The following is a 23,864-nucleotide window of genomic DNA, read 5'->3' as shown; positions in this document are numbered from 1 at the left end:
TATAACTCATTATATGAACAGATGAGCTTGTTTAAGAGGCAATGTAAAGATAAAAATATAAAAGAACTTTCTCTTGCAGCCTTATGGTCTGATATTGTAATTGGTATCCTGTTTTACGTGGTCGGGCTATGAATGCCTAGGGCGAGAAAAAGCAGGGTATTTTAATGGACGTGCGGGGCATCTTTGTTATGTTGCTGGGATTTGGAATTTGCGTCTGGTTATGAAATATCATTAGCGCAAAAAGATGGTTTTAAAGGTAGATATATATTTTTTAATATCCCTGTAAAACTTCGAGAAGAGATAGAATTATCCTATTAGAAAACATATAAATGTCCAGTGTGATAATATTATCGAATTACATGACATCATCACTCGTGCACGCCATTTTGACATATTACCTAAAATCTCATTGAGATTGTGCCATGTACTGGAAAACGGGGATAGATCGTGTTTTGGTATGACTGCGGCGAAGTTACGTGCCGCATTATCTTTGCTAGAATCCAATAGGATTAGGCTTAATGGGGTGCCTTTGCATGTGGGCTCTAATTTGAATTCGACTGAGTTAATAGTATCCACCTTAACTAAGGCTGGAAAGGATATTTACGCATTGAAGGATCAAAAAAGTTTTATCAGTCTAGGCGGAGGATATCCGACTTCCACAGCGTTCTGCGATGCCATGACGGTCAATGACGAATACCCTCGTAAAATTTATGAGGCATTATCACAATTGGGTTGTGATTTACATAAGCGTACGGTAATTATTGAACCTAGGCGTATTATATCTAAAGATTATGGTTATTTATTTTCAAATATTAGCTCTATAAAAGAGCAGAATGGTACGAACTTAATTATAATCTGGGCTCTGGGGATGTGTGCTCGGTTTGCACAGTATCACGAGATCATAAGTCAAAGTATGTGAAAGCAACTGATACAAAAAAGATTTTACGATGGTGGAAGATCGACGATAAAGGACGTTAGTTCAAAGGAAATTGATATTATTGTGTTCTCATATCCTGATTTTTTGGCTTTTTAGATATAAATAACACACCTCCTAGTGGGCTGGAGACTATCAAATGTTGGATCACGCATGGCGCAATTAGCAAAAATTCCTATCTATTGGATTTAGTATGCTCCACTGGATTCTCAGCTCTAAATATTGTGTGCGAAGTGCAATGTCAAGCGGTGGGAATTGATATAAGTGCAGAGTCTGTACCATCCGCTCAGAACAAGGTTGATAGCTCTGTTATGCAGACGATGGTTAAGTTTCATGTCGGAAATGCTGAGCGTATGTCTTATCCTGAAAATACATTTACGCATATTACGGCGGGGTGAGTATTTGTAAGCACAGCTGTAAAGGCTACTCACCATCCTAGGGTGTTTACTTCTATGTGGATAACAATAGAGTTACAAAACTTGCTTCATATTAAAAGAAAAGTTTCTTTTCTTTTAATTAAGCATTGCTACAACCAAAAGGAAATTAAATATCTCGCCTTTATTATTCTCGCCAATGTTTGCTTATATATGATTATTTGAATCGGAATTAGGTTACGTACAATATGGTATTTCTCGCTGTTTTATATAAGGAGAAGGTTCGCACCGATGTATCGCGTGCAATATCAATTTTTTCACTATGGTGATAGGATAGCTTTTTGAGCGCAAAGTTCTTTTACCTTGATGGATCTTATAGTATTCTTCAAAAATATCAGTTGATAATTTTTTTTCGTGTCGTTTATGCATGGGCTGATACAATAAGAATAGGACTTGATTGTTTTTAAAGTTGGTATGTTATGGCTGTAAAAAATGGTGAACAAACGAAAAGTAAGAATTTTAAACCTGTCTCTCGTTTTCTCAAAAGTTTACGTGGTGTGTGCAATTGGGAACAAGTTTCACAATGGCTTGCTTCCCGTAAGGTAGAGGATATTGAATGTATTACGCCTGATCAAGCAGGGGTACCACGGGGCAAGATGATGCTTTCTAAAAAATTTACATCGGAAACATCATTGGCATTGCCTTCAGCAGTTTTTATGGCAACAATTTCAGGGGATTATCCGGAAGATGGTCATGGTTTTGAATATCCTAAAGCAGATGGTGATTTACGCCTTGAGCCTGATCTTTCTACGTTAAGCATTGTTCCATGGGAAGATGCTCCTACGGCACAGGTGATTTGTGATCTTGTGTATCAAAATGGTCAGGTTGTGGATTACACACCACGCAATGTTTTACGAACAGTGGTTCATTTTTACACAAAAATGGGTTTAAGCCCTGTTGTTGCACCAGAAATTGAGTTTTATTTGGTACAAAAAAATCCCGATCCTGATTATCCGTTAGTTCCACCAGTTGGTCGTTCTGGGCGTTCAATTGGTGGTGGACAGGGGTATTCCATTGCTGGTGTTAATGAATTTGATGATTTGATTGATGATATTTATCAATTTTCAGAGGCACAAGGATTGGAAATTGATACCCTCATTCATGAAGAAGGAGCAGGTCAGTTTGAAATTAATTTACGTCATGGTGATCCTATTGAGTTAGCGGATCAAGTTTTTATGTTTAAACGAACAATTCGTGAAGCAGCACTAAAACATAATATGTATGCGACATTTATGGCAAAACCCATTCAGGGGCAGCCAGGTTCTGCGATGCATATTCACCAATCGGTCGTTGATAAGAAAACGGGTATGAACATTTTTACACAGGAAAATGGTGAAGAAAGTATCTGTTTTCGCCATTTTATTGGTGGATTGCAAAAACATATGCCAGGGGTTCTTGTGATGCTTGCGCCTTACGTGAATTCTTATCGACGTCTTGTACCTGATAATTCGGCTCCTGTTAATTTGCGGTGGGGATATGATAATCGTACTACAGCTTTTCGTGTTCCTCGTTCTGCTCCTCAAGCGCGGCGTGTCGAGAATAGGCTTCCTTCATCAGATGCGAATCCTTATTTAGCTCTTGCAGCTTCTTTAGCGTGTGGTCTCATTGGTTTACAGCAAAAAATTGAGCCAGATGAGCCAACGACAAATAATGTGAATGCTGATAATATTGAGTTACCGCGTGGACTCATTGAGGCAGTTAATTTGTTTGAACAAGATACAGCAATACATGCTATTTTAGGGGATGTGTTTGTCAGTACTTATGCTGCAATCAAACGACAAGAGTTTGAAACTTTTATGGAAGTAATTAGTCCGTGGGAGCGTGAATATCTCCTGCTGAATGTTTAAATTTTATGACGATGATTGATGATAATTCAATTTCTCCAGGAATTTCTTGGTATGAAGATACTTTAAAAGAGCGCCCCTCTTATCCTTCTTTTTGTGAAAACAGACAGTGTGATGTTGCCATTATTGGAGGCGGATTTACGGGTCTTTCGGCTGCTTATCATTTAGCCAAAGCTGGAGTGGATGTTGTTTTGTTTGAAGCATCACGTTTTGGTGATGGCGCTTCAGGGCGCAATGGTGGACAGCTGGGAACAGGGCAACGGCAATGGGTAGAAACATTAGAAAAAAAGTATGGTTTTGAGCGCAGTAAGGCTCTGTTTGATTTGGCAGAAGAAGCTAAAAGAGATATTTTATCTTTATGCGCAATGCCTAATTGTCCTTGTGATTTGATAGGAGGACAGCTTTCTGTAACTCATAAAAGGCGTGAGCTTCTCTCTTATCAACAGCATATTGAGGCGATGCAGCGTTATGGCTATCACGCGCTTACTTTTATGGATAAGGCTGAAACATTTGAGCGACTTGGATCAACTTTTTATTGTGGTGGTATTTATGATGCGGATACCGGTCATATAAATCCCTTAAAATTGATTATTGGGTTGGCAAAAAGAGCACAAGATGCTGGTGCTAAGCTTTATGAGAAGTCACAAGTAACGACCGTAAGGCGCAAGGGAGCACATTGGAAAGTAATAACAGAAAAAGGCAGTGTAACAGCAGAGCATGTTTTACTTGCAACAAATGGGTATAAACTTGGTCTGGAGCGTTTTATTGAAAAAAATATTGTTTCTATTCGCTCTTATATTGGAGCAACGGACCCATTACCAAAGCATAGTTCAATTCTTATAGGGGGGGAATCGGTTGATGATTCCCGTTTTATGGTTCGCTATTTTCGCAAAAGCATTGATAATCGTCTCTTATTTGGTGGTGTAGAAAGTTATGATAATAAGCATCCTCTAAATTTAGATGAACGTATAAAACGGCAAATTGTTGAAATTTATCCTCAATTACATTCTATCAATTTAAGCCATCGGTGGGGAGCAACGGTTGCCATCACAGTTGAGCGCATGCCCTATGTTCGCCAACTTTTCTCAAGGATAACTTATTGTGGTGGTTATTCAGGGCATGGCGTTATGCTGGCTCCTTTCGTGGGAAAATTATACGCAGAATGGTTAACTGGAAAATATGAACGTTTTTCCTATTTCCAAGACTTAAAGATTTCATCTTTTCCGGGGGGACGCGTTTTGCGTTATCCGCTTATATTTTTAGCAATGCGTTGGTTTTCTTTATTGGATCGCCTTTAATGTAAACATTGCTTGAAATGAAGAAAATTAATGGCTTATTTAGTATCTGTCTGCTTTAATGATGAAAGCTTTTATAAGTGATATGGGATTTCATAATCGAATAGAAAAATAAACAAGTTCATGGTGCGTAAAATTATTCCAGTTTCTTCCTTTGATTGTATTGTTTTTGGTGGCAATGGTGATCTGGCGTTGCGCAAGCTTTTGCCGGCTTTGTATCATTGTCAGTGTGCTGGGCAATTCAGTGAGCCAACACGTATTATTGGGGTTTCGCGCACTTCCTTAAGTTGTGAAGAATATCAAAATTTTGTCCGCATTTCTTTAGAAAAACATATCCATCCAAAAGATCTCAATTCAACAGAACTCAATCGTTTTCTTGCACGTTTAACTTACGTTTCTGTTGATGTTACCTCAAATCGAGGGTGGGAGGATTTAGCCCTCCTTCTGTCACAAGATTCAGCGGATATTCGAGCTTTTTATTTGGCTGTTGGTTCGTCACTTTTTGCTGATATTGCGATGAAGTTGGAAAAAAATGATTTGGTGACACCACAAACACGGATTATCATTGAAAAACCAATTGGTTGCGATGTAAAAACAGCGGTTTCACTTAATGATGTATTTGCAAGCGCCTTTAATGAAGAGCAGATCTTTCGCATTGATCATTATCTTGGGAAGGAAACTGTTCAAAATTTAATGGCATTGCGGTTTGTTAATACACTTTATGAACCGCTATGGAACTCCAATTATATTGATCATGTTCAAATAACCGTTGCTGAATCTTTAGGGTTAGAGGGGCGTACAGAATACTATGAAAGCACTGGTGCTCTACGCGATATGGTTCAAAACCATATGCTACAGTTACTTTGTTTGGTTGCGATGGAAATACCATTTACCAACAGTGCTAATGCTGTGCGCGATGAAAAACTTAAAGTTTTACATTCTTTAACACCGCTTGATGTCCATAATGTAGGGCAGCATACTGTACGTGGGCAGTATCTTTCTGGTCTATCAAATGGTATATCGGTAGAGTCTTATTTTGATGATCTAGGAAGAGCGAGTGGGAGTGAAACATTTGTAGCACTTAAGGTTAAGATTGATAACTGGCGTTGGGCTAATACGCCTTTTTATTTACGAACAGGTAAGCGCATGTTCACGCGAATGTCTGAAATTGTTGTGGTTTTTAAACCTATTCCTCATAATATTTTTAATGTGGATTTAGATGAAATTTTTTCTAATCGGCTTGTAATTCGTCTCCAACCTGATGAAGGTGTAAAACAATGGTTGATGATTAAGGATCCAAGTTATGGCGGTATGCGGTTTTGTCACATTCCATTAGACATGAGTTTTGCTTCTGCATTTTCTGAACGTAATCCTGATGCTTATGAACGTTTATTAATGGATGTTATTCGTGGAGATCAAACACTGTTTATGCGTCGTGATGAAGTTGAGGCTGCTTGGCGTTGGATTGATCCAATCATTGAGGGATGGGAAGAAATAAAACAGCCTGTTCATAGTTATAACGCTGGTTCATGGGGGCCGTCTGCTTCGATGAGCCTCATGGAACGTGATGGGCGTATATGGAACAATTTAGTTTAGAGCAATAAGTATGTATAGAATGAATATTGATCGTTTAGACTTTGAAACCCCTCAGACTTTAGCCTTGGCATTAGCAGATCGAGTAGCCGCAGAGCTTAGTGTATCTGTTCTTGAGCGCAAGAGAGCAGTTTTAGCGGTGTCTGGTGGTAAAACACCAGAATTGTTTTTTCATTATTTGTCAAAAGCGGATATTGATTGGCAAAAGATTATTATCACGTTGGTCGATGAACGTTTTGTCCCTGCACACGATGAACGTTCAAATGAACATATGGTACGGTGTCATTTGTTACAAAATTTTGCCGCAAAAGCACGTTTTGTAGGGCTTTATCATAAAGCAATTACTGCTGAACTTGCTGCTTTTTCAGCGGCGAGTCGTGTTAATACTTTGCCTAAACCCTTTGATGTTGTTGTTTTAGGAATGGGGGAGGATGGACATACGGCTTCTTTTTTTCCTGATTCTGATCGTTTAAAGCAAGCGCTTGATTTACGAACACAAGCACTTGTTTTACCCCTTCATGCTAAGAGTGCTGTTGAGCCAAGACTCTCACTAACTTTGCCAGTTATTATGCAATCTCGTTGCGTTATTCTCCATTTCGAGGGTTTTCAGAAACGCGATTGTTTTGAAGAAGCTTGTCAAGACGGGTCTGAAATAGAAATGCCTATTCGGGCAATTTTGCGTAATTCCCCTCATCTCGTTCAGGTTTATTGGTCGCCTGCAGAAAATGAAATAAGTGAATCAAAATATGTGACACAAAGTGAATAAAACGTAATCTCTCTCAATGAATGAGGGGAAGAAACAATGAAAGGGGGAGAGAAATATGGCACTTTCCAAGACAATTGCCACAGTTACACGAAGAATTTATGAACGTTCTCGATCAACACGAGAAATTTACTTAGATCGTATTGCGAAAGCACAAGTTCATCGCCCCAAACGGAGTTTTTTAGGATGTGCCAATCAGGCTCATGGTTTTGCTGCTTGTGGTGCAATAGATAAAGAGCGTTTGAAGGGAAATATCGTTGGGAATATTGGCATTATCACGGCATATAACGATATACTTTCAGCACATCAACCTTTTGAAAAATTTCCTCACTTAATTAAAGAGTCGGCCCGTATGGTTGGTGGTGTTGCACAGGTTGCAGGTGGTGTTCCCGCGATGTGCGATGGTGTTACGCAGGGAAATGCGGGGATGGAGCTTTCCCTTTTTTCACGTGAAGTAATTGCAATGGCAACAGCTATAAGCTTATCACACGATGTCTTTGATGCAGCATTGTATCTTGGGGTGTGTGATAAAATTGTGCCAGGTTTATTGATTGGTGCCCTAACATTTGGTCATTTACCAGGAATTTTTATAGCAGCTGGTCCCATGACAAGTGGTCAAGGTAATGATGAAAAAGCGAAGATACGTCAACTTTACGTGGAAAATAAAATAGATCGCCAAACACTTTTAGCATCAGAAGCACGTTCTTATCATGGGCCAGGAACATGTACATTTTATGGAACAGCTAACTCTAATCAGGTGATACTGGAGATGATGGGGCTTCATATGCCTGGAGCTTCTTTTATTAATGCGAATACACCGTTGCGTGATGCTTTAACAAAAGAAGCTACGAAACGTGTACTTGAAATGACAGATCTTGGTGATCATTATAGTCCACTTGGTATGATCATTGATGAGCGTTCTTTTGTGAATGCCATTGTAGGATTAAATGCAACAGGAGGTTCTACCAATCATGCGATTCATTTGATTGCTATGGCTGCTGTTTGCGGTATTAAATTGACATGGCATGATATTGCAGAAATTTCATCCGTTGTGCCTCTTTTAGCGCGCATTTATCCTAACGGTTTAGCAGATATTAATCATTTTTACGCTGCGGGGGGAATGGGATTTATTATTCGCGAGCTTATCGAGGCAGGCTTGGTCCATGAAGATGTTTCTACGGTTTTTGGTAAAGATCTCAATGCTTATGCAATTGAAGCAAAGCTTTCTGCTGATGGTCATGTGGTGCGTGAAGCGGCTCTTAAGGAGAGTGGTGATCATAAGGTGTTAGCGGGGTGGAGAAAGCCATTTCAGCTTGATGGTGGTCTTCGTGTTTTATCAGGAGATTTGGGAACAGCTATTATAAAAGTTTCCTCTGTTAAACCAGAGTATTGGCAGATTAAAGCACCAGTCTTTGTTTTTAATGATCAAGAGGAACTACAAAAATCTTTTAAATCTGGAGTGTTGCATAATAAAGACTTTATCGCTGTTATTCGCTATCAAGGACCAAAAGCCAATGGTATGCCAGAGCTTCATAAATTAACGACCATTTTAGGCGTTTTACAAGATCGCGGTCAAAAGGTAGCATTGATAACCGATGGGCGTATGTCAGGAGCGTCAGGAAAAATCCCTGCTGCTCTCCATGTGACACCAGAAGCAGTGGATAATGGCCCCATTGCACGTTTGCAGGATGGTGATATTGTTTTTCTTGATGCTCATGAGGGTAAATTAACCATTTTGGAGGATTTAGTAAAATTTAACGCGCGAAAAATCATACCTCCGGATCTTTCAAAAAACGAACATGGTGTTGGACGCGAACTTTTTCATGTTTTTCGTCAATCCGTTAATCGTGCAGATCAAGGGGCATCTGTTTTTATGACATGAAAAATGCAAAAATAAATAAGCTGAATCATATACAATGAAACCATATACAAGGAATTGTTACAATTTTTAGAATTTTGGTATAGGCAGATTGTGTGATCGCGCGGCCGCTTTGAGTGTATTAACCATAAGCATGGCAATTGTCATTGGTCCAACGCCTCCTGGAACAGGGGTGATCGCAGCAGCTTTTTCTTTTACGTTTTCAAAATCGACATCACCAACAAGACGTGTTTTCCCTATACCTTTTTCTGGTGCAGCAACGCGGTTAATACCGACGTCAATAACAATTGCACCATCTTTTATCCAGTCTTTTTTAATCATTTGTGGGCGGCCTACAGCTGCTACTAGAATATCAGCGCTTCGACACACATCATCAAGGTCACGGGTACGACTATGGGCAATTGTCACAGTGGCATTGGCTGCTGTTAAAAGAGCAGCCATAGGTTTTCCAACAATATTAGAGCGTCCAACAACGACAGCATCAAGTCCAGATAAATCTCGTCCACAGTGTTGTTCAATCATCATCATGGCACCAGCTGGAGTGCAGGGAATCATCGCATCTTCAAGTGCGTTTGCCGCGAGTTTTCCTACATTAATATAATGAAAACCATCAACATCTTTTTGGAAAGCAACGGCTTGTGTTATACGATTTGTATTCATATGAGCAGGGAGAGGCAGCTGTACCAAAATACCATGAATTTTGGGATCAGAATTTAATGTTGCAATAAGTTGAAGGAGTTCTTTTTCTTGCGTTTCTTTGGAAACGACATGTTTGATTGAAAGAAACCCACATTCTTCGGCTTTTTTATTTTTTGAGGTGACATATACTTGACTTGCAGGATCATCTCCAACGATAATAACAGCGATACTAGGTTGTATATTATAGTGATGGCGGAGCTTTGCTGTTTCGGCCTTAACTTTCACAATAATCTCTTCAGCAAGTTTTTTTCCGTCGATAATATTATTCATTCAGAGATCCTTTCGGTAAGGCTGTTTGTTTTTTTTGTAAAGCATTTTCTAATAATACGATAGAGTTTTATAGCAATATTCATATGAGAACAGTAAGAATGGTTTTATAATGTTGTGGATTTATAGTTTTGAAGACTTTTAAATAATTGCTTTATAAAGAAGCAGCAACATTGCTGTTTGAATAAATTTTGGATAAAGAACAAAAATAATGAAGATACAAAGTGGATATAGTGAATTATAGGATTATAAAAACTTTTTATGATCATTTAAGTTTGTTTTTAATCTGTTATAGGGGGATAAGTATAGAGGGATAATGTGCGCATCAGAATAATAAAATTTTTGAGCGGAGTTTTTATTACAATTATCTTTTTATTTGGAGTGGGGATTCTCGTTTTACCTTATCTTATTTCTACAGATGCGATTCGTATTCGTTTAGCGCAGGATTTAAGTGCATGGACGGGTTACAATGTACAATTGCGTGATCCACCGCGGTTACATCTTTTTCCTTATCCTAAAGCATTTCTTTCTGGCGTTACTTTAACATCAAAAATGGATGATGTTGCGCCATTAATGGAAGCTGAATCAATAGAAGTTGATCTTTCTGTCGTCGATCTTCTTTGGGGACATATTTCTTTTTCAGAGACGCGGATTATGCGTCCTCAATTTGTTATGGAAAAGCCTGTTAAAACAATAGCAGATTTTTTTGATCGGTTTTCTCGCTCACAAGGTGCATTAGGGGTGGCAATACGTAATACGCGTGAAATATTAAAACATAATCCTGAGCATCCAGAGATAGAGCACCTTTTAAAACAACCTTTTGGCCGGATTGTCATTAAAAATGGTGTTCTTGTGTATCACGATAGTTTTTCAGGAGTAGCAGAAAAAATAACAGGATTAAATGCAACTTTAGATTGGCCGGAATCAACTCAGGAAGTACGGTTAGGTGCAGATGCGCGTTGGCGCGGAGAGTTTACAAAATTATCACTTGATGCTTCTCAAGCATTGCTGCTTCTTGCTGGAGGCAAAAGTCATATTAGGGCAAGTCTCAATTCTGTACGTGGGGGAATAACTTTTACAGGAAAGGCTCGATTATCTGAATATTATATTTTTGACGGAAAAGTGTCAATGCGTTCTCCTGGATGGAATCAGACATTGTCTTGGGTTGGTGGAAATCAGTTTTGGGGACATAAATTAAAAATACCCATTGTATGGGAATCTCATTTTTTAGCGCAGCCAATGCATATCCAAATGAACAATGTTACATTTACGATGGGGAAAGCCAATGCGCGAGGAGCTTTAAAACTCGATTTTCAAGATTATGTACCAAATGTCATGGGCTCTTTAGCCTTTGATAATCTAGACCTTAGCCTCTTGGGTTCAATGTTTTTTTCAGGTAAAAAGAAAAATGCCTGCTTTGACATGAGAATTTTTGATCGTATTGGCGTGGATATACGACTTTCTGCGCCACAAGCTAAAATAGGAAATATTTCACTCACAAATTTAGCTGCTGCAATACAAATAAGAGATAGGCATGGTATTTTTGATCTTGGACATGCGAATATTTTTGGTGGATCCGTGCAAAGTAATATTGAAGTTACGTCAGCTGGACAGAAAGTGCGTATTGGAGGAAATATTTCAGGCGCTTCTATTGATATGCAGGAGACTTTAGAAATTTGGGGATTTATTCCATTTATACAAAGCAAAACGAATTTTACTGCAACGGTACGAACACTTGCTGATTCTTGGCCAGAAATTTTTACGAAAATGCAGGGTGAGTTAACACTGAAGATGTCTTCTGGTCGGCTATTAGGGTATGATCTGAATGAATTACAAACAAGACTTTCAAATAAACAACAATTTCTTTTAATGAATAATGATACTTTTTCAACAACATTTGATTACTGGGATATTCAGACAAGCTTTTCAGAAGGTATGATGAAGGTAACAGAGTCATTAATGCGTACAGCAGACTTGAGCTTATCTATTCAAGGAACCATTGCAACTGCTATTGTGCAAGGGAAGGAAAATGAACTGATATTACAGGCACAACTACGCAAAAACTATAGATCAGAAACTTTATGTAAAGATGTCCAATGTCTTGCTAATAGCCTTGCATGGCCTTTTACTTTTTCTCTAAGCTCTAAAGGACAAAATCATGGTGATTTTTGGGTTACAAAAGATATTGACGCAGATTGAGTATCGTTTTTCATCTGTATAATATTCTATCCTATAATGGTAATTCGTCTTTTTGCAACTTAAAATTGTCTTTTAAATTTAAATCAGAGTTCCCATTATCGGAAGATTCTCTCATTTTAAATCCGTTCGTCGTGAAGCAGTAAAAACCATCCTCACCGTCATAATAAGTGAGGTTGGTATAGATAAATGACTGAAGAGAGGAATAAAAAACCTTCTTATGGAATCTTTCAAATACAAGAGATTCATAATATTGGTGCTAATCTTATAAAAATTGCTAAAAAACATTAAAATTTTAAGGAGGATGTTGGCCAGTGCTTATTGAATCGCAGAAGAAATACCATAGCCATCTTTGGTAATTGTATGCTTCCCGTCGGCTCCAACAGAACCAATTCCCACTGTAATCAAAATAAAGGCTAAGAGGGTTGTAATCGTAATAATTGTAGCTTTTTTAGCAGACATATTTTTCCTCCACGGATGCATCAATGACTGAATGCAAAGATGAATGGTGCATTATTTAAACTTTTATGAAAGCAGAATCACTTAAGGATCTATAAGTTCCTATTATTATCTCATAAAGCTAAAAAACTCTATAATTCTTTAATATATTATAGTTCTATAGATATAATTTTTTCTTTTTGCTATATATTTTTCTTCATTTTCTCGATGACGATAGTGAGCATTGGCAAAATTTTTATGCGCATAAATTATAAACTTAAAAGATTATTTATCCGACAGACATTGGCTTTGAATGAAGAAATAAAGATAGAGGGGGCACAAGCTTCTTATCTTATGCATGTTTTGCGTATGAAAGAAGGAGCAGAAATTTTACTTTTTAATGGACAGGATGGTGAGTGGCTTGCTAAACTTATCACTGTTAAGAAAAAATTTGTTGTGGTTCAGCTTATCCATCAAGAAAGATTACAAACGACGCATTCCAATCTTATTTATTGCTTTGCTCCACTCAAAAATGCGCGGTTGGATTATATGGTGCAGAAAGCTGTTGAAATGGGGGTATCGATTTTGCAGCCTGTTATAACGCATCATACGCAGGTTACGCGTATCAATATGGCGCGTATGGAAGCCAATGTTATTGAAGCTTCTGAACAGTGTGGAATTTTATCTCTTCCTGAATGCGTATCGGCTCTATCATTAGCAGAACTTTTAGCACAGTGGGATGAGACACAGCCTTTATTCTTTTGTGATGAAGAGCATAAATCGCATAATCCATTACCTTCTTTTAAAAAGCGTGACGTTACAACACCTGGTATTCTTATTGGACCGGAAGGTGGCTTTAGTGAAGAAGAGCGGAGCTTTTTAAAAAAACATCCTTTTGTGGTTCCAATATCACTAGGTCCGCGTATTTTACGCGCTGATACTGCCGCTGTTGCTGCTTTGGCTCTTCTTAATGCTACCGTGGGGGATTGGGCAATGGATTGAGAAATCTGTAAAATCATTCTAAACAATTTATTTAAGATGATGATACCAATTATAGGATACGGTAAGTTATGGCGCTTGATATAACTGATGAAAGTGAAATTTATAACTTAGATTCTTTGGTTAGCTATTTCCAAGGGGGGTATAAAGCAGAAGATGATTGGCGCATTGGTACAGAACATGAAAAATTTCCGTTTTATAGAGATGGTTTTCACCCTGTTCCTTATGAAGGAGAGAGGGGAATCCGAGCGCTTTTAGAGAGGATGCAAAGCGCCTTAGGATGGAAACCTATTTTAGATGAAGAGAATATTATTGGGCTCGTAGGATCAGTTGATCAGGGAGCCATTTCTTTGGAACCTGGGGGACAATTTGAATTATCTGGTGCACCATTAAAATCAGTAAGCCATACATATTACGAGTTGATGGAGCATTTAACTCTTCTCAAAAAAATTGCAGAACCATTAGGTATAGGTTTTTTAGGTCTTGGAGCTAGTCCAAAGTGGACTTTAGCTGAAACGCCGCGAATGCCTAAATCACGTTATCAGATTATGACTGATTATATGCCTAAAGTGGGGTATAATGGTCTTAATATGATGTATCGCACATCAACAGTTCAGGTTAATCTTGATTTTTCATCTGAAAGTGATATGCGGCGAAAAATGCAAGTATCCATGAAGTTACAGTCCATTGCAACGGCATTATTTGCAAGTTCGCCCTTTACAGAAGGGCGCCCAAATGGCTTTTTATCGTGGCGTTCTGAAATTTGGCGTAATACGGATAATCAGAGGACAGGCGTTCTGCCCTTTGTATTTTCTGAGCGTTTTGGTTTTGCTGATTATGTTGAATGGGCCCTTGATGTTCCAATGTATTTTGTTGTGCGTGATGGTCGTTATTATGATTGTACACACATAACGTTTCGTCAGTTTATGAATGGAGCATTAAAAGGACAAGTTGCAAATTCAATTCCAAACATGGGAGATTGGATTAATCACTTATCAACGTTATTTCCTGAAGTCCGATTAAAAAGATTTTTAGAAATGAGGGGAGCTGATTGTGGTTCTTGGAAGCGCATTTGTGCGTTGTCAGCTTTTTGGGTTGGGCTTCTTTATGATAGGGAAGCACTTAATGAGGCAGAGGCTTTGACAAAAGATTGGTGTTTTGAAGAAGTTTTAGAGTTGCGCCAACGTGTTCCTAAAGAAGGGTTAAGAACTCCTTTTCGTCAAACTATTCTTTTAGAGTTAGCACGTCAAGCTCTTACTATTGCTCGCAAAGGCTTAAAAAATCGCAAACAGTATGATACGAATGGTTTTGATGAAATAAATTTTCTTAATCCTTTAGAAGAGGTTGTTGCAATGGGACAAACAGATGCTGAAAAATATTTGTCCCATTACTATTCTATTTGGAATGAGTCTGTAGAACCTTTATTTTTAGAATGTGCCTATTAAATTTGAAGCAAAGATACTTCCTATTTTTTTAAAAATACATATCACCGTGGTGGTTCATTCACTCATTTGCTCTAGAGAGCATACCCTATCTTGCTTTTAACATTTCTCATAACGGAAAGGATACAATACAAAAATTTCTTGGGGAGTGTGATTTTTATACCTAATAATATCACGATATTTCCGTAATCATAATGTTGTCCCTTTGTACAAAAGATAGTTCATAAGAGATAAAGCTTATTATCAAACATTTTTTATTCACTTGGCTAAGCCTACTTATGAATAGGTCTGAAAATAATATTTTTTACTTTTAAAAGGGATAAAAAAATATAATTTGCCGTTAATAGTCAATTATTATAATTCAATATACGATGCTTATATGAAAGAGTATTTTATTATACAAAAATTACGATATCAATCTTTCAGTGCGCTAAAAAGAAAGTAGAAAAAATACCGATAGATCGATGTATGTATAACTCAATTTTATTTTTATAAAAAAAGAAATATATTATGTAAATAGATAGAAATAAAGATTATTATATATATATATAATGAATGTGTTAATTACATCATTAAATATTGATAAATAAAAAATATTATCTTCATAGAGTTATATGAAATTATAAGCTATTCATAGATAAGAAATAACTATTTGTATGCAAAGGGGTATTATATTAAAATACTATTATTCTTGATAAAGAGGCACGAGATAAAGAGATTGAATTTGCAACGAATGAGTGTTTGAATACGCACAAAAAGTCAAAAAAGCACAACATTTCTATAGCAGAATAATCTTTATCAGTATGAGCGCAACTTATTATAGGCAATTAATTATCCCCATACATTGTAAATCTACTGTAAGACTGCTTTTAATGCTTTAAACTGTATTATTCATAAAATTTATAATATTTTTATGCTTAAAGCCTCCCATTTTAATCATATATCCTCAGTCTTTTCCATTGTTTTCATTATCTAGAAATTTGTAATCGTCTTTGTTATGCTCTCACTAGGATAAGCAGCTTTAAAATGTGCTCGTCCTTCATCCCTAATGGCATCACGCCTCTGTAAACCAGATGTTTTTCTTTCCTTTATTGAATTTGCAAACAAATGGGATTGTTTTTCATCATGAACAGTTACAGAGATTCAACGTTTTTATAAAGATACCGTGGAAAGCATTGACCTGTATCTATTGCATCTAGATTAGGCAAATTCTTAGCTATCAATACAGAAAAAACGCTTCGTGCTCCTATGCCTGTAATTTGTATCATCCTATTTTCAACTTTTTGTTCTATCAGGACTATACGAGGTATTTGGTAAATTCCATCGTTGAGATTCCGATTATAATAAAACCACTGTTGCGTAAAAGGATGATATGAACTCTGAATGAGGCATGCCTCTTCAAATTCAAAAACCTTTCCTCTTATTAGTTCTTGCGTAACATTATAACTCCAACTTATCTTTTTTATATCTAAAGTGACAAAATTATCTATAGCACGTGCACGTGTTGTTCGATCAGTATATGAATAGGTATCGTTAAAACGTTTTACTGCGCTATTATAAAAAGCAATCATATTATTTATATTTTCTGCTCAAGCTCCGCCCTCCAATGTTGCGGCAGCTCTTGCATTAAGATGTTTCATAAGAGGTCTTTCTACTCCTTTCTTATACATTTTTACTCATACGCCAGCCCTGCTTGTGACGTGCAAGCAAATGATTTTGATTGATTCAAGATAAACAGGTTTGAAATGAGAGAATCTTACGTTATTCGGGACTCTCATTTAATATGCAAAACAGTAAATTATGATTATAAATCAACATGTTGTATTTCAAAGACTTTTTATGACTATAAAAAGAGTTTTGAAAAATAAAAAAGCTTTCATTGAGAGCAAAGAAAGAATATATAAAAAGTATTTTCAATAAAATAATTATATTTGAAGTGCTGATCAAAGCTATTGAGAGTGCAGTCCATAAAATGAGCAGAAGTAGCTTGTTGGTGTATTTTCTAGAAAAATCATGAATGTTCGATTGTTAATTCATCCTTGCTTGGAAAGCTCGCTTCAGTTCAAATAGAAAAAGAGAGAGGTAAGGAGATTTATAGGATAAGATATGCTGGAATTATTCAGTATTAAGATGCAATGAATGCTGCTTATATTTCTCTTTTTTAACTATTTTATGAGAGTGAAAATTTAAATAATAAGAAAATAATTTTATTTATTTTCTTTAAACAGTTATTAGTAGATAAAAAATTCTCTTTTAATCTATAAATTAAAAAAATAATGATTTTGTAAAAGCCTTGTAAGCTTTATAGGTTAATTTTAAATATCATGCATTGATTTTGAATTATGCAGATTATTTATGTCAACCATAATAATAGTGAGCATAGACAATGACATTTAATTTTTTCGTCAATTTATTTCTATTTGTTATTTTTTTATTGTTGGTTTCTCAAAGTAAGAAAATGCAATGGAGTCTTTCACTACGTGTTATGCTATGGCTTATCCTTGGCTTGATTTTTGGAAGTGTTTTGCAGTTTATTTATGGAGAGGGTGAAAGCACTTTATTGAAATCCGTTGAATGGTTTAACATTGTCGGTGAGGGCTATATTTTATTGTTGCAAATGATTGTTATGCCATTGGTTTTTATCTCTATCGTTTCAGCAGTTGCTCATTTACATTCTGTTTATGCTGTTGGAAAGATGAGTATAATAACAATTTCAATATTGCTTTTTACAACGGCTCTTTCAGCATTGGTTGGTGTGCTTGTGGTTAATTTTTTTGGATTAACAACCGATGGTTTGGTGCATGAAGGGCAAAATGTTTCTGCTCTTCTTGAAGGTCATATTTCTAAACTTGGAGATATGAATATACCAAAGATGATTTTGTCTATGATTCCTAAAAATCCATTTGCTGAGTTGAGTGGAGCTAAACGTACGTCAATTATTAGTGTTGTGATTTTTGCGTCATTTTTAGGTGCATCGGTTCTTCTTTTAAAGAAAGATGAGCCAGAAAAAGGAGAAAAAGCGCTTTTATTTATTCAAGTGGCACAAGCTTGGATTATGCGGTTAGTCCGTATTGTGATTGCTTTGACGCCTTATGGTATTTTTGCACTTATGACGAAAGTAGGAGCAATATCGCGTATTACAGATATTTTAAATTTACTGGTTTTTATCATTGCCTCTTATGTCGGTATTATTTTAATTTTTGGAATTCATGGTGTATTGCTTGGTATTTCTGGGATTAATCCCTTTCGTTTTTTCAAAAAGGTTTTACCAGTTTTAACATTTGCTTTTAGCAGTCGTTCAAGTGCTGCAAGTATTCCTTTGAATATTGAAGCGCAAACACAGTGGATAGGTGTACCACAATCCATTGCGAGTTTTGCAGCTTCTTTTGGGGCAACAATTGGACAAAATGGTTGTGCTGGTCTTTATCCAGCAATGCTTGCGACCATGATTGCACCCTCTATGGGCATTAATCCTCTTGATCCCACTTGGATTGCTACGCTTGTTGGTGTTGTAACGTTGAGTTCTATTGGTGTTGCTGGTGTGGGGGGAGGTGCTATTTTCGCTGCATTGATTGTGTTACCAATTATGGGGCTTCCTGTTACTTTGGTTGCTGTACTTATCTCTATTGAACCGCTAATTGATATGGGACGGACTGCTCTAAACGTGAGCGATTCAATGATAGCTGGAACGGTCACTAGTCAAATATTACGGACAACAGATAAAAGTATTTTAAAAAAATAATTTTAGGTTATATTTTTTTGGGCTGTAAAACATCTGTAAGAGATATTTGCGCTGAACCAGGTTGTAGGGGTTTTTGTTGGTTGGGATGAGGAGCCCAACCAGAGAGCCAGATGAAAGAAAAATGTGCACGAATACGTCCATCAGGATCACTAAATTGTTGTGCATAGATTTCAGCTGCGCGGAGAAAAAAACGTTTGGATACAGGGCGTCGTGAACGATTGATGAGTGCATTTTGCATTCCCATAGCTTTAAGATCGTGCATAAGGTCAAACATTGTATTATAACGTATTGTGATATCTTCAACGTCTGCTACAGGCAGGGCAAAGCCAACACGCTGTAAAAGAGCGCCTGCATCACGAATGTCGGCAAAAGGGTAGATTCTAGGGCTTGCTCCACCATAAATTTCACTTTCAGCTTGCAGCAGGCTTTCCCGCAATTCTCTTAATGTACCAGCTCCTGCCATAACAGCAAGAAATAAGCCATCTGGTTTAAGAGTATTTTTTATCTGGCTTAGAACACCAGGGGTATCATTGGTCAATTGTAATGAAAGAAGTGAAACAATAAGGTCACAGTAACTTTGAGGTAAATCAAGAAATTCTCGATGACGTAAATGAAATTTTTTATCATGGCTTTGATAAAGCGTATCGGTCTCAATGCGTTCTATGGAACAAACTTTTCCAGATTTCATTAAAGCTTGCGCAGCAAGGTCTGTATGGCTGTGTAAATCGAGAGCTAATGTAAAGAGGCGATCAACAGTGCTAAGGCGTTTATAGAGATCTTCTGCCATGTGAGAGAGTAAAAAGTCACATCCTTTTTTTGCTTTTTGAAAGGCACGTTTTCGGAATTGTTCAATGCGGTTATGATCAAAAATTAAAGGATGCGACATATTGTAGAACACTTTCGATCTATGAAAGAATATATTTTAAAAAGGTTCATTATTTGTGCAAGCTCTGTCAAGTTTATAATATGAAAGAAAATAAATTTATAGAAGGTAAGAGTTTTTAAAGGAATTAAAATTATAAATTGAGGAAATACAAAGGAACTTTTGTTCTGAGGGAAACTTGTAAAAGCCTAAATTTATAATGTTGTATTTTCGAGAAGCGGCGTTAAATAGCGGAGATATACTAAGTAAGTTCGTTGAACGCTTGAAAACGATGCTTTATCCACCAATTTGTCCTGGATGTAAGCAAAATGTTTCTACTTATGGTACGATTTGCTCCGAATGTTGGAAAGAACTTCAATTTATCACGAAACCTTATTGTCCTGTTATGGGGACTCCTTTTGTTTGTGATATGGGGGATGGTTTTCTTAGTGGTGAAGCACTCCGTAATTCCCATCCTTTTTCACGTGTTCGCTCAGTCATTGTTCATAAAGGGCTTGCACGAACTTTAGTAACGCGCTTAAAATATGGTGATCATATAGAATTGGCATCATTTATGGCCAATTGGATGATGTTTGCTGGACGCGAGGTTATTGATGATTGTGATGTTATTATTCCCATTCCATTGCATTTTCGTCGTTTTTGGGAGAGGCGTTATAATCAATCTGCTGAGCTTGCACGTTATATTGCAGCATCACAAAAAAAGCTTTTAAAACCGAGTTGGCTTGTTCGTTGTCGGCATACCCGTCCGCAGGTTAGTCTTTCTTCGAGAGAGAGAAAACTTAACGTAAAAAATGCTTTTAAGGTTTCGCATAAAGTTAAAAAATATCTCAAAGGATGTTCTGTTTTGCTGATTGATGATGTATTTACAACGGGTGCAACAGTTACAGCAGCAGCTGCTGCATTAAAAGATGCAGGTGCACGACAGGTTGATGTGCTAACATTTTCGCGTGTTCTCAAAGAAGATTCTATTTTTCCCTCTTCTTAAGAGGAATTTAAAATGAATATTATTAAAAAATATTGGAGGATAATACTATGAAAGAGGTAATAATTTATACACGCCCTAACTGTCCTTATTGTACAAAAGCACGTGATTTGCTTAATAAAAAAGGCGTAAAGTATACAGATATTGATGCTTCCACATCCCTTCGCCAAGAAATGGTACAGCGTGCAAATGGACGTAATACATTTCCACAAATTTTCATAGGTGATTATCACGTTGGCGGTTGTGATGATCTTTATGCTTTAGAGGCTGAGGGAAAGCTCAATTCTTTATTACAAGGCATATAATATTTGTAAATTACATATTCTTAAGACCGTTTTGCAAGAAGGAGATAGTTAACGCCCATGTCTTTTGAGCGATTCCAGCTGTCGTTTAATGGGTTATAAGTAATACCTATCTCATCAACGACAGTCAGAGCGTTTTTTGATAAGAAATTTTTAAGTTCTAGAGGTTTTAGGAATTTTTTATAATCATGGGTTCCTTTAGGAAGCCAACGTAGAATATATTCAGCGCCTACAATAGCAAGCCCCCATGCTTTCCATGTGCGGTTGAGTGTTGAGACAAACATCAACCCTTGTGGTTTCAACATTTTTGCTGTAGCTGCTATGAAGAGATTAACGTCAGCGACATGTTCAACAACTTCCATATTAAGGATGATATCAAATTTTTCTCCTTCATTGGCAAGTACTTCTGCTGTCGTTGTGCGGTAATCAATTAAAAGGTCATTTTGAGCTGCATGGGTTTTTGCGACTTCAATATTTGTTTGTGCAGCATCAACGCCTACAACTATAGCACCAAGACGTGCCATTGGTTCAGATAACAAGCCTCCTCCACAGCCAATATCAAGAATTTTCAAATTGTGAAAGGGCGTAAGTGAAGAAGGGTCACGATTAAACTCTAAACAGATTTTTTCTCTGATGTAAGCAAGGCGTGTTGGGTTAAATTGGTGAAGAGGTCGAAATTTTCCTTGTGGATTCCACCATTCTGTAGCAATACGTGAAAAATGATCAATTTCACTTTGATCAATAGTCGTTTGTGTTTCATCGATCATGTTGCCTTCCTTTATTTTTAATGATCAGGTCAAGTAGATTTTATACAAAGTCAAGAGAAATTAATATAATCATAATGAAACTTGCACAAATGATAGATATTCGCTATGTCGAGAAAATGGTTAGTTGATACAGCATCTAATTCTCATTACTGTTTGAGATAAGAGATGTAAAGGTAAGAGTGTTATTAATGGCGCGCATTGTCATGAAATTTGGTGGAACGTCTGTAGCAAACATTGAATGTATTCATAATGTTGCAAGGCATGTCAAAAGAGAGGTTGATGCAGGCAATGAGGTTGCCGTTGTCGTATCTGCGATGGCTGGTAAAACAAATGAACTTGTTCAGTGGACAAGTGATGCTTCCTCTATGCATAGAGATGCTCGTGAATATGATGTTGTGGTTGCTTCTGGTGAACAGGTTACGTCAGGTTTGTTGGCTTTGACACTTCAAGAAATGGGGGTGAATGCACGTTCATGGCTTGGTTGGCAAATTCCTATTCATACAGACAATGCGCATGGCCGTGCACGTATTACTAATATTGATGGATCTTTTTTAATCGAGTGTTTTCAGGAAGGTCAGGTTGCCGTTATTGCTGGTTTTCAGGGGTTATCTCCGGATAACCGGATTTCTACCTTAGGGCGTGGGGGATCAGATACAAGTGCTGTTGCTATAGCCGCTGCTGTACAAGCTGATCGCTGTGATATTTATACGGATGTGGATGGTGTTTATACAACGGATCCACGTATAGAGCCGAAAGCGCGTCGTTTACCAAAAGTAGCTTTTGAAGAAATGCTAGAAATGGCTTCTCTTGGTGCAAAGGTTTTACAGGTTCGTTCTGTTGAATTGGCAATGGTTCATAAGGTTCGTACCTTTGTGCGTTCAAGTTTTGAGGATCCTGATGCTTTAGGCATGGAGGATCCAATGAGTTCTTCTGGAACACTTATTTGCGATGAGGATGAAATTGTGGAACAACAAAATGTTACTGGTATTGCTTTTGCTAAGGATGAAGCACAAATTTCCCTTCGTCGGCTTGCCGATCGTCCAGGGATTTCGGCAGCAATTTTTGGTCCCTTGGCCGAAGAAAGCATTAATGTTGATATGATTGTGCAAAATATTTCTGAAGATGGCTCAAAAACTGATATGACTTTTACTGTACCATCATCAGATGTAGAAAAAGCCGTTACACTTCTTGAAAAGAATCGCAAAGAAATTGGATTTGATGTTCTCCAGTTTGAAAGCGATCTCGCCAAGGTATCTGTGATTGGTATTGGAATGCGTAGCCATGCAGGTGTTGCCGCTACAGCATTTAAGGCTTTGGCTGAAAAGGGTATTAACATTCAAGCAATTACGACCTCAGAAATTAAAATTTCTATTTTGATTGATAGTGCTTACACTGAACTTGCGGTTAGAACATTACATGCTGTTTATGCACTTGATAAGGGATAAGTATTTTTTAGTTTCAACAGAGTTTCAATAACGTAAAGCTTTAATATATATTAATAATTTTTGTTAAGGATATTTATATTTTAACTTAAATGGAATATTTAATACAGCAGGACTCTCTCATTTTAAACTTGTTCATGATGAATTTAAAATGGTCACTTATACATTACAAGAGAAAGATGTTTGGGTAAAAAACGGTTTAAGAAGGGATATAAAATATGCCGTCTATAAACGTTTTAGAGCCTATAGAGTGAGATGGAGAAGACTTTACGATAAGCCTTAATAGAACTAAGGAACAATGCACTGCGTTTATTCAAAGAATGCATGTTACATGAGGGACAGCCTCGTGAATACAGATTTAATATTATAAATCTTAGAGAAATGGGAGCTCATTGGATTAGTGACGGAATTACCAAAATAGAATTGATGATGTATTTTCTAGAGATGTTTAGTTTGTCATCAAATGATTGTTTATGACTTTATGTATATCTTGAAAATTTAATTTTTTCCGTATTACGAGGCAATAAAAAATATATCTCTATAGATAATATTTATGTTGCACTATAAGTTATAAAATTACCATGTCTTATGCGTTTATAGCTTCTTCAGAAGTACTTTTCATAAAATCATGTAAATATAGATCAAAATTAATGATAATGTTACAGTGTGTTGCTTTTATGATTTTATTACTTAAATTTTTTTCATGTCTATTTCTCTTTTTTGAATTATGATTAAGATTTACAAAGTTTTTGATACCTCCATATGTTCTTTAGGTTAACTTTCTTCCCTTAACTACTCTATTATAAGTATTTTCTGTGTCATACTGCCAATCACACATGAAATACATTCTTTCGTTTTTGCAGTATATTGTGCTAGTTTCTTATCATGTTTACATATTTTGCAAATGGTGGTCTTTGTAAGTAAAGCTCTTCTTGTGAGAAATATAGCCATATTATTTTACTC

Annotated in this window: 19 protein-coding genes; 14 read left to right on the top strand and 5 right to left on the bottom strand. The window is 36.9% G+C overall.

From position 1 onward, the window contains the following. Positions 1-313 precede the first annotated feature (313 nt). The 7 genes from ACFINI_RS04175 (at position 314) to edd (ending at position 8,745) form a co-directional block, all read left to right on the top strand. The gene (locus tag ACFINI_RS04175) at positions 314-919 is read left to right on the top strand and encodes a hypothetical protein (protein ID WP_375646260.1); all 606 of its coding nucleotides are present in this window, start codon (positions 314-316) and stop codon (positions 917-919) included. Between the two features lie 116 nt (positions 920-1,035). Next, the gene (locus ACFINI_RS04170; protein ID WP_375646257.1) at positions 1,036-1,332 is read left to right on the top strand and encodes a class I SAM-dependent methyltransferase; all 297 of its coding nucleotides are present in this window, start codon (positions 1,036-1,038) and stop codon (positions 1,330-1,332) included. A gap of 455 nt (positions 1,333-1,787) precedes the next feature. After that, positions 1,788-3,215, top strand: a complete 1,428-nt coding sequence (locus ACFINI_RS04165) for a glutamine synthetase family protein (protein ID WP_375612069.1) — start codon at positions 1,788-1,790, stop codon at positions 3,213-3,215. 11 nt (positions 3,216-3,226) lie between these two features. Beyond that, positions 3,227-4,510 (top strand): NAD(P)/FAD-dependent oxidoreductase, encoded by a 1,284-nt coding sequence (locus ACFINI_RS04160; protein ID WP_375646254.1) that lies wholly within the window; start codon positions 3,227-3,229, stop codon positions 4,508-4,510. Positions 4,511-4,630: 120 nt separating this feature from the next. Then, complete coding sequence (zwf, locus tag ACFINI_RS04155) at positions 4,631-6,103, top strand: glucose-6-phosphate dehydrogenase (protein WP_375646154.1); 1,473 nt, start codon at positions 4,631-4,633, stop codon at positions 6,101-6,103. A gap of 10 nt (positions 6,104-6,113) precedes the next feature. Next, positions 6,114-6,866 carry a 6-phosphogluconolactonase gene (gene pgl, locus ACFINI_RS04150; RefSeq protein ID WP_375638019.1) on the top strand — a complete coding sequence of 251 codons (753 nt, stop codon included), beginning with the start codon at positions 6,114-6,116 and terminating at the stop codon, positions 6,864-6,866. A gap of 55 nt (positions 6,867-6,921) precedes the next feature. After that, positions 6,922-8,745, top strand: coding sequence for a phosphogluconate dehydratase (edd, locus tag ACFINI_RS04145; RefSeq protein WP_375646147.1), 1,824 nt, complete (start codon positions 6,922-6,924; stop codon positions 8,743-8,745). 66 nt (positions 8,746-8,811) lie between these two features. Here the strand turns inward: edd and folD are convergent, their stop codons facing one another. Then, positions 8,812-9,711 (bottom strand): bifunctional methylenetetrahydrofolate dehydrogenase/methenyltetrahydrofolate cyclohydrolase FolD, encoded by a 900-nt coding sequence (gene folD / locus ACFINI_RS04140; protein WP_375646139.1) that lies wholly within the window; start codon positions 9,709-9,711, stop codon positions 8,812-8,814. Between the two features lie 315 nt (positions 9,712-10,026). Here folD and ACFINI_RS04135 point away from each other — a divergent pair, with 315 nt between their 5' ends. Beyond that, complete coding sequence (locus ACFINI_RS04135) at positions 10,027-11,907, top strand: AsmA family protein (RefSeq protein ID WP_375646134.1); 1,881 nt, start codon at positions 10,027-10,029, stop codon at positions 11,905-11,907. A 315-nt stretch (positions 11,908-12,222) separates the two neighbouring features. On the opposite strand, the gene ACFINI_RS04130 is transcribed toward ACFINI_RS04135, so the two are convergent. Beyond that, positions 12,223-12,366 (bottom strand): hypothetical protein, encoded by a 144-nt coding sequence (locus ACFINI_RS04130; RefSeq protein ID WP_273790383.1) that lies wholly within the window; start codon positions 12,364-12,366, stop codon positions 12,223-12,225. Between the two features lie 234 nt (positions 12,367-12,600). Here ACFINI_RS04130 and ACFINI_RS04125 point away from each other — a divergent pair, with 234 nt between their 5' ends. After that, positions 12,601-13,344: a 16S rRNA (uracil(1498)-N(3))-methyltransferase gene (locus ACFINI_RS04125; RefSeq protein ID WP_375613542.1), complete on the top strand. Its 744-nt coding sequence runs from the start codon at positions 12,601-12,603 to the stop codon at positions 13,342-13,344. Positions 13,345-13,412: 68 nt separating this feature from the next. Beyond that, the gene (locus tag ACFINI_RS04120) at positions 13,413-14,786 is read left to right on the top strand and encodes a glutamate--cysteine ligase (protein WP_375646127.1); all 1,374 of its coding nucleotides are present in this window, start codon (positions 13,413-13,415) and stop codon (positions 14,784-14,786) included. 1,130 nt (positions 14,787-15,916) lie between these two features. On the opposite strand, the gene ACFINI_RS04115 is transcribed toward ACFINI_RS04120, so the two are convergent. Further along, positions 15,917-16,354, bottom strand: a complete 438-nt coding sequence (locus ACFINI_RS04115) for a type ISP restriction/modification enzyme (protein WP_375646121.1) — start codon at positions 16,352-16,354, stop codon at positions 15,917-15,919. A gap of 815 nt (positions 16,355-17,169) precedes the next feature. On the opposite strand from ACFINI_RS04115, the gene ACFINI_RS04110 reads away from it, so the two are divergent. Further along, positions 17,170-18,525 (top strand): L-cystine transporter, encoded by a 1,356-nt coding sequence (locus ACFINI_RS04110; RefSeq protein ID WP_375621102.1) that lies wholly within the window; start codon positions 17,170-17,172, stop codon positions 18,523-18,525. A gap of 7 nt (positions 18,526-18,532) precedes the next feature. Here ACFINI_RS04110 and ACFINI_RS04105 read toward each other — a convergent pair whose 3' ends face one another. Further along, a complete protein-coding gene (locus ACFINI_RS04105; protein ID WP_375646114.1) occupies positions 18,533-19,411 on the bottom strand; it encodes a methyltransferase in 879 nt (292 codons plus the stop codon). 196 nt (positions 19,412-19,607) lie between these two features. Here ACFINI_RS04105 and ACFINI_RS04100 point away from each other — a divergent pair, with 196 nt between their 5' ends. Next, positions 19,608-20,393 carry a ComF family protein gene (locus ACFINI_RS04100; protein ID WP_375646111.1) on the top strand — a complete coding sequence of 262 codons (786 nt, stop codon included), beginning with the start codon at positions 19,608-19,610 and terminating at the stop codon, positions 20,391-20,393. A gap of 47 nt (positions 20,394-20,440) precedes the next feature. Further along, positions 20,441-20,695: a glutaredoxin 3 gene (gene grxC, locus ACFINI_RS04095; protein ID WP_375612081.1), complete on the top strand. Its 255-nt coding sequence runs from the start codon at positions 20,441-20,443 to the stop codon at positions 20,693-20,695. Positions 20,696-20,715: 20 nt separating this feature from the next. Here the strand turns inward: grxC and ubiG are convergent, their stop codons facing one another. Beyond that, a complete protein-coding gene (gene ubiG, locus ACFINI_RS04090) occupies positions 20,716-21,459 on the bottom strand; it encodes a bifunctional 2-polyprenyl-6-hydroxyphenol methylase/3-demethylubiquinol 3-O-methyltransferase UbiG (protein WP_375629567.1) in 744 nt (247 codons plus the stop codon). 188 nt (positions 21,460-21,647) lie between these two features. On the opposite strand from ubiG, the gene ACFINI_RS04085 reads away from it, so the two are divergent. Next, positions 21,648-22,904, top strand: coding sequence for an aspartate kinase (locus tag ACFINI_RS04085; RefSeq protein WP_375612083.1), 1,257 nt, complete (start codon positions 21,648-21,650; stop codon positions 22,902-22,904). The last annotated feature ends 960 nt before the right edge of the window (positions 22,905-23,864 follow it).

It is taken from the genome of Bartonella sp. AA56HLJMS (assembly GCF_042197145.1).
In the GTDB taxonomy this organism is placed as follows: Bacteria; Pseudomonadota; Alphaproteobacteria; order Rhizobiales; family Rhizobiaceae; genus Bartonella.
The sequence above is the reverse complement of the archived record's forward strand: the minus strand, read 5'-3'. Positions and strand labels throughout refer to the sequence as shown.

Coding starts and splice junctions, on each gene's coding strand:
- ACFINI_RS04165 (WP_375612069.1), top strand. CDS start 1,788: ATGGCTGTAAAAAATGGTGAACAAACGAAAAGTAAGAATTTTAAACCT.
- ACFINI_RS04160 (WP_375646254.1), top strand. CDS start 3,227: ATGATTGATGATAATTCAATTTCTCCAGGAATTTCTTGGTATGAAGAT.
- zwf (WP_375646154.1), top strand. CDS start 4,631: ATGGTGCGTAAAATTATTCCAGTTTCTTCCTTTGATTGTATTGTTTTT.
- pgl (WP_375638019.1), top strand. CDS start 6,114: ATGTATAGAATGAATATTGATCGTTTAGACTTTGAAACCCCTCAGACT.
- edd (WP_375646147.1), top strand. CDS start 6,922: ATGGCACTTTCCAAGACAATTGCCACAGTTACACGAAGAATTTATGAA.
- folD (WP_375646139.1), bottom strand. CDS start 9,711: ATGAATAATATTATCGACGGAAAAAAACTTGCTGAAGAGATTATTGTG.
- ACFINI_RS04130 (WP_273790383.1), bottom strand. CDS start 12,366: ATGTCTGCTAAAAAAGCTACAATTATTACGATTACAACCCTCTTAGCC.
- ACFINI_RS04125 (WP_375613542.1), top strand. CDS start 12,601: ATGCGCATAAATTATAAACTTAAAAGATTATTTATCCGACAGACATTG.
- ACFINI_RS04120 (WP_375646127.1), top strand. CDS start 13,413: ATGGCGCTTGATATAACTGATGAAAGTGAAATTTATAACTTAGATTCT.
- ACFINI_RS04115 (WP_375646121.1), bottom strand. CDS start 16,354: ATGATTGCTTTTTATAATAGCGCAGTAAAACGTTTTAACGATACCTAT.
- ACFINI_RS04110 (WP_375621102.1), top strand. CDS start 17,170: ATGACATTTAATTTTTTCGTCAATTTATTTCTATTTGTTATTTTTTTA.
- ACFINI_RS04105 (WP_375646114.1), bottom strand. CDS start 19,411: ATGTCGCATCCTTTAATTTTTGATCATAACCGCATTGAACAATTCCGA.
- ACFINI_RS04100 (WP_375646111.1), top strand. CDS start 19,608: ATGTTGTATTTTCGAGAAGCGGCGTTAAATAGCGGAGATATACTAAGT.
- grxC (WP_375612081.1), top strand. CDS start 20,441: ATGAAAGAGGTAATAATTTATACACGCCCTAACTGTCCTTATTGTACA.
- ubiG (WP_375629567.1), bottom strand. CDS start 21,459: ATGATCGATGAAACACAAACGACTATTGATCAAAGTGAAATTGATCAT.
- ACFINI_RS04085 (WP_375612083.1), top strand. CDS start 21,648: ATGGCGCGCATTGTCATGAAATTTGGTGGAACGTCTGTAGCAAACATT.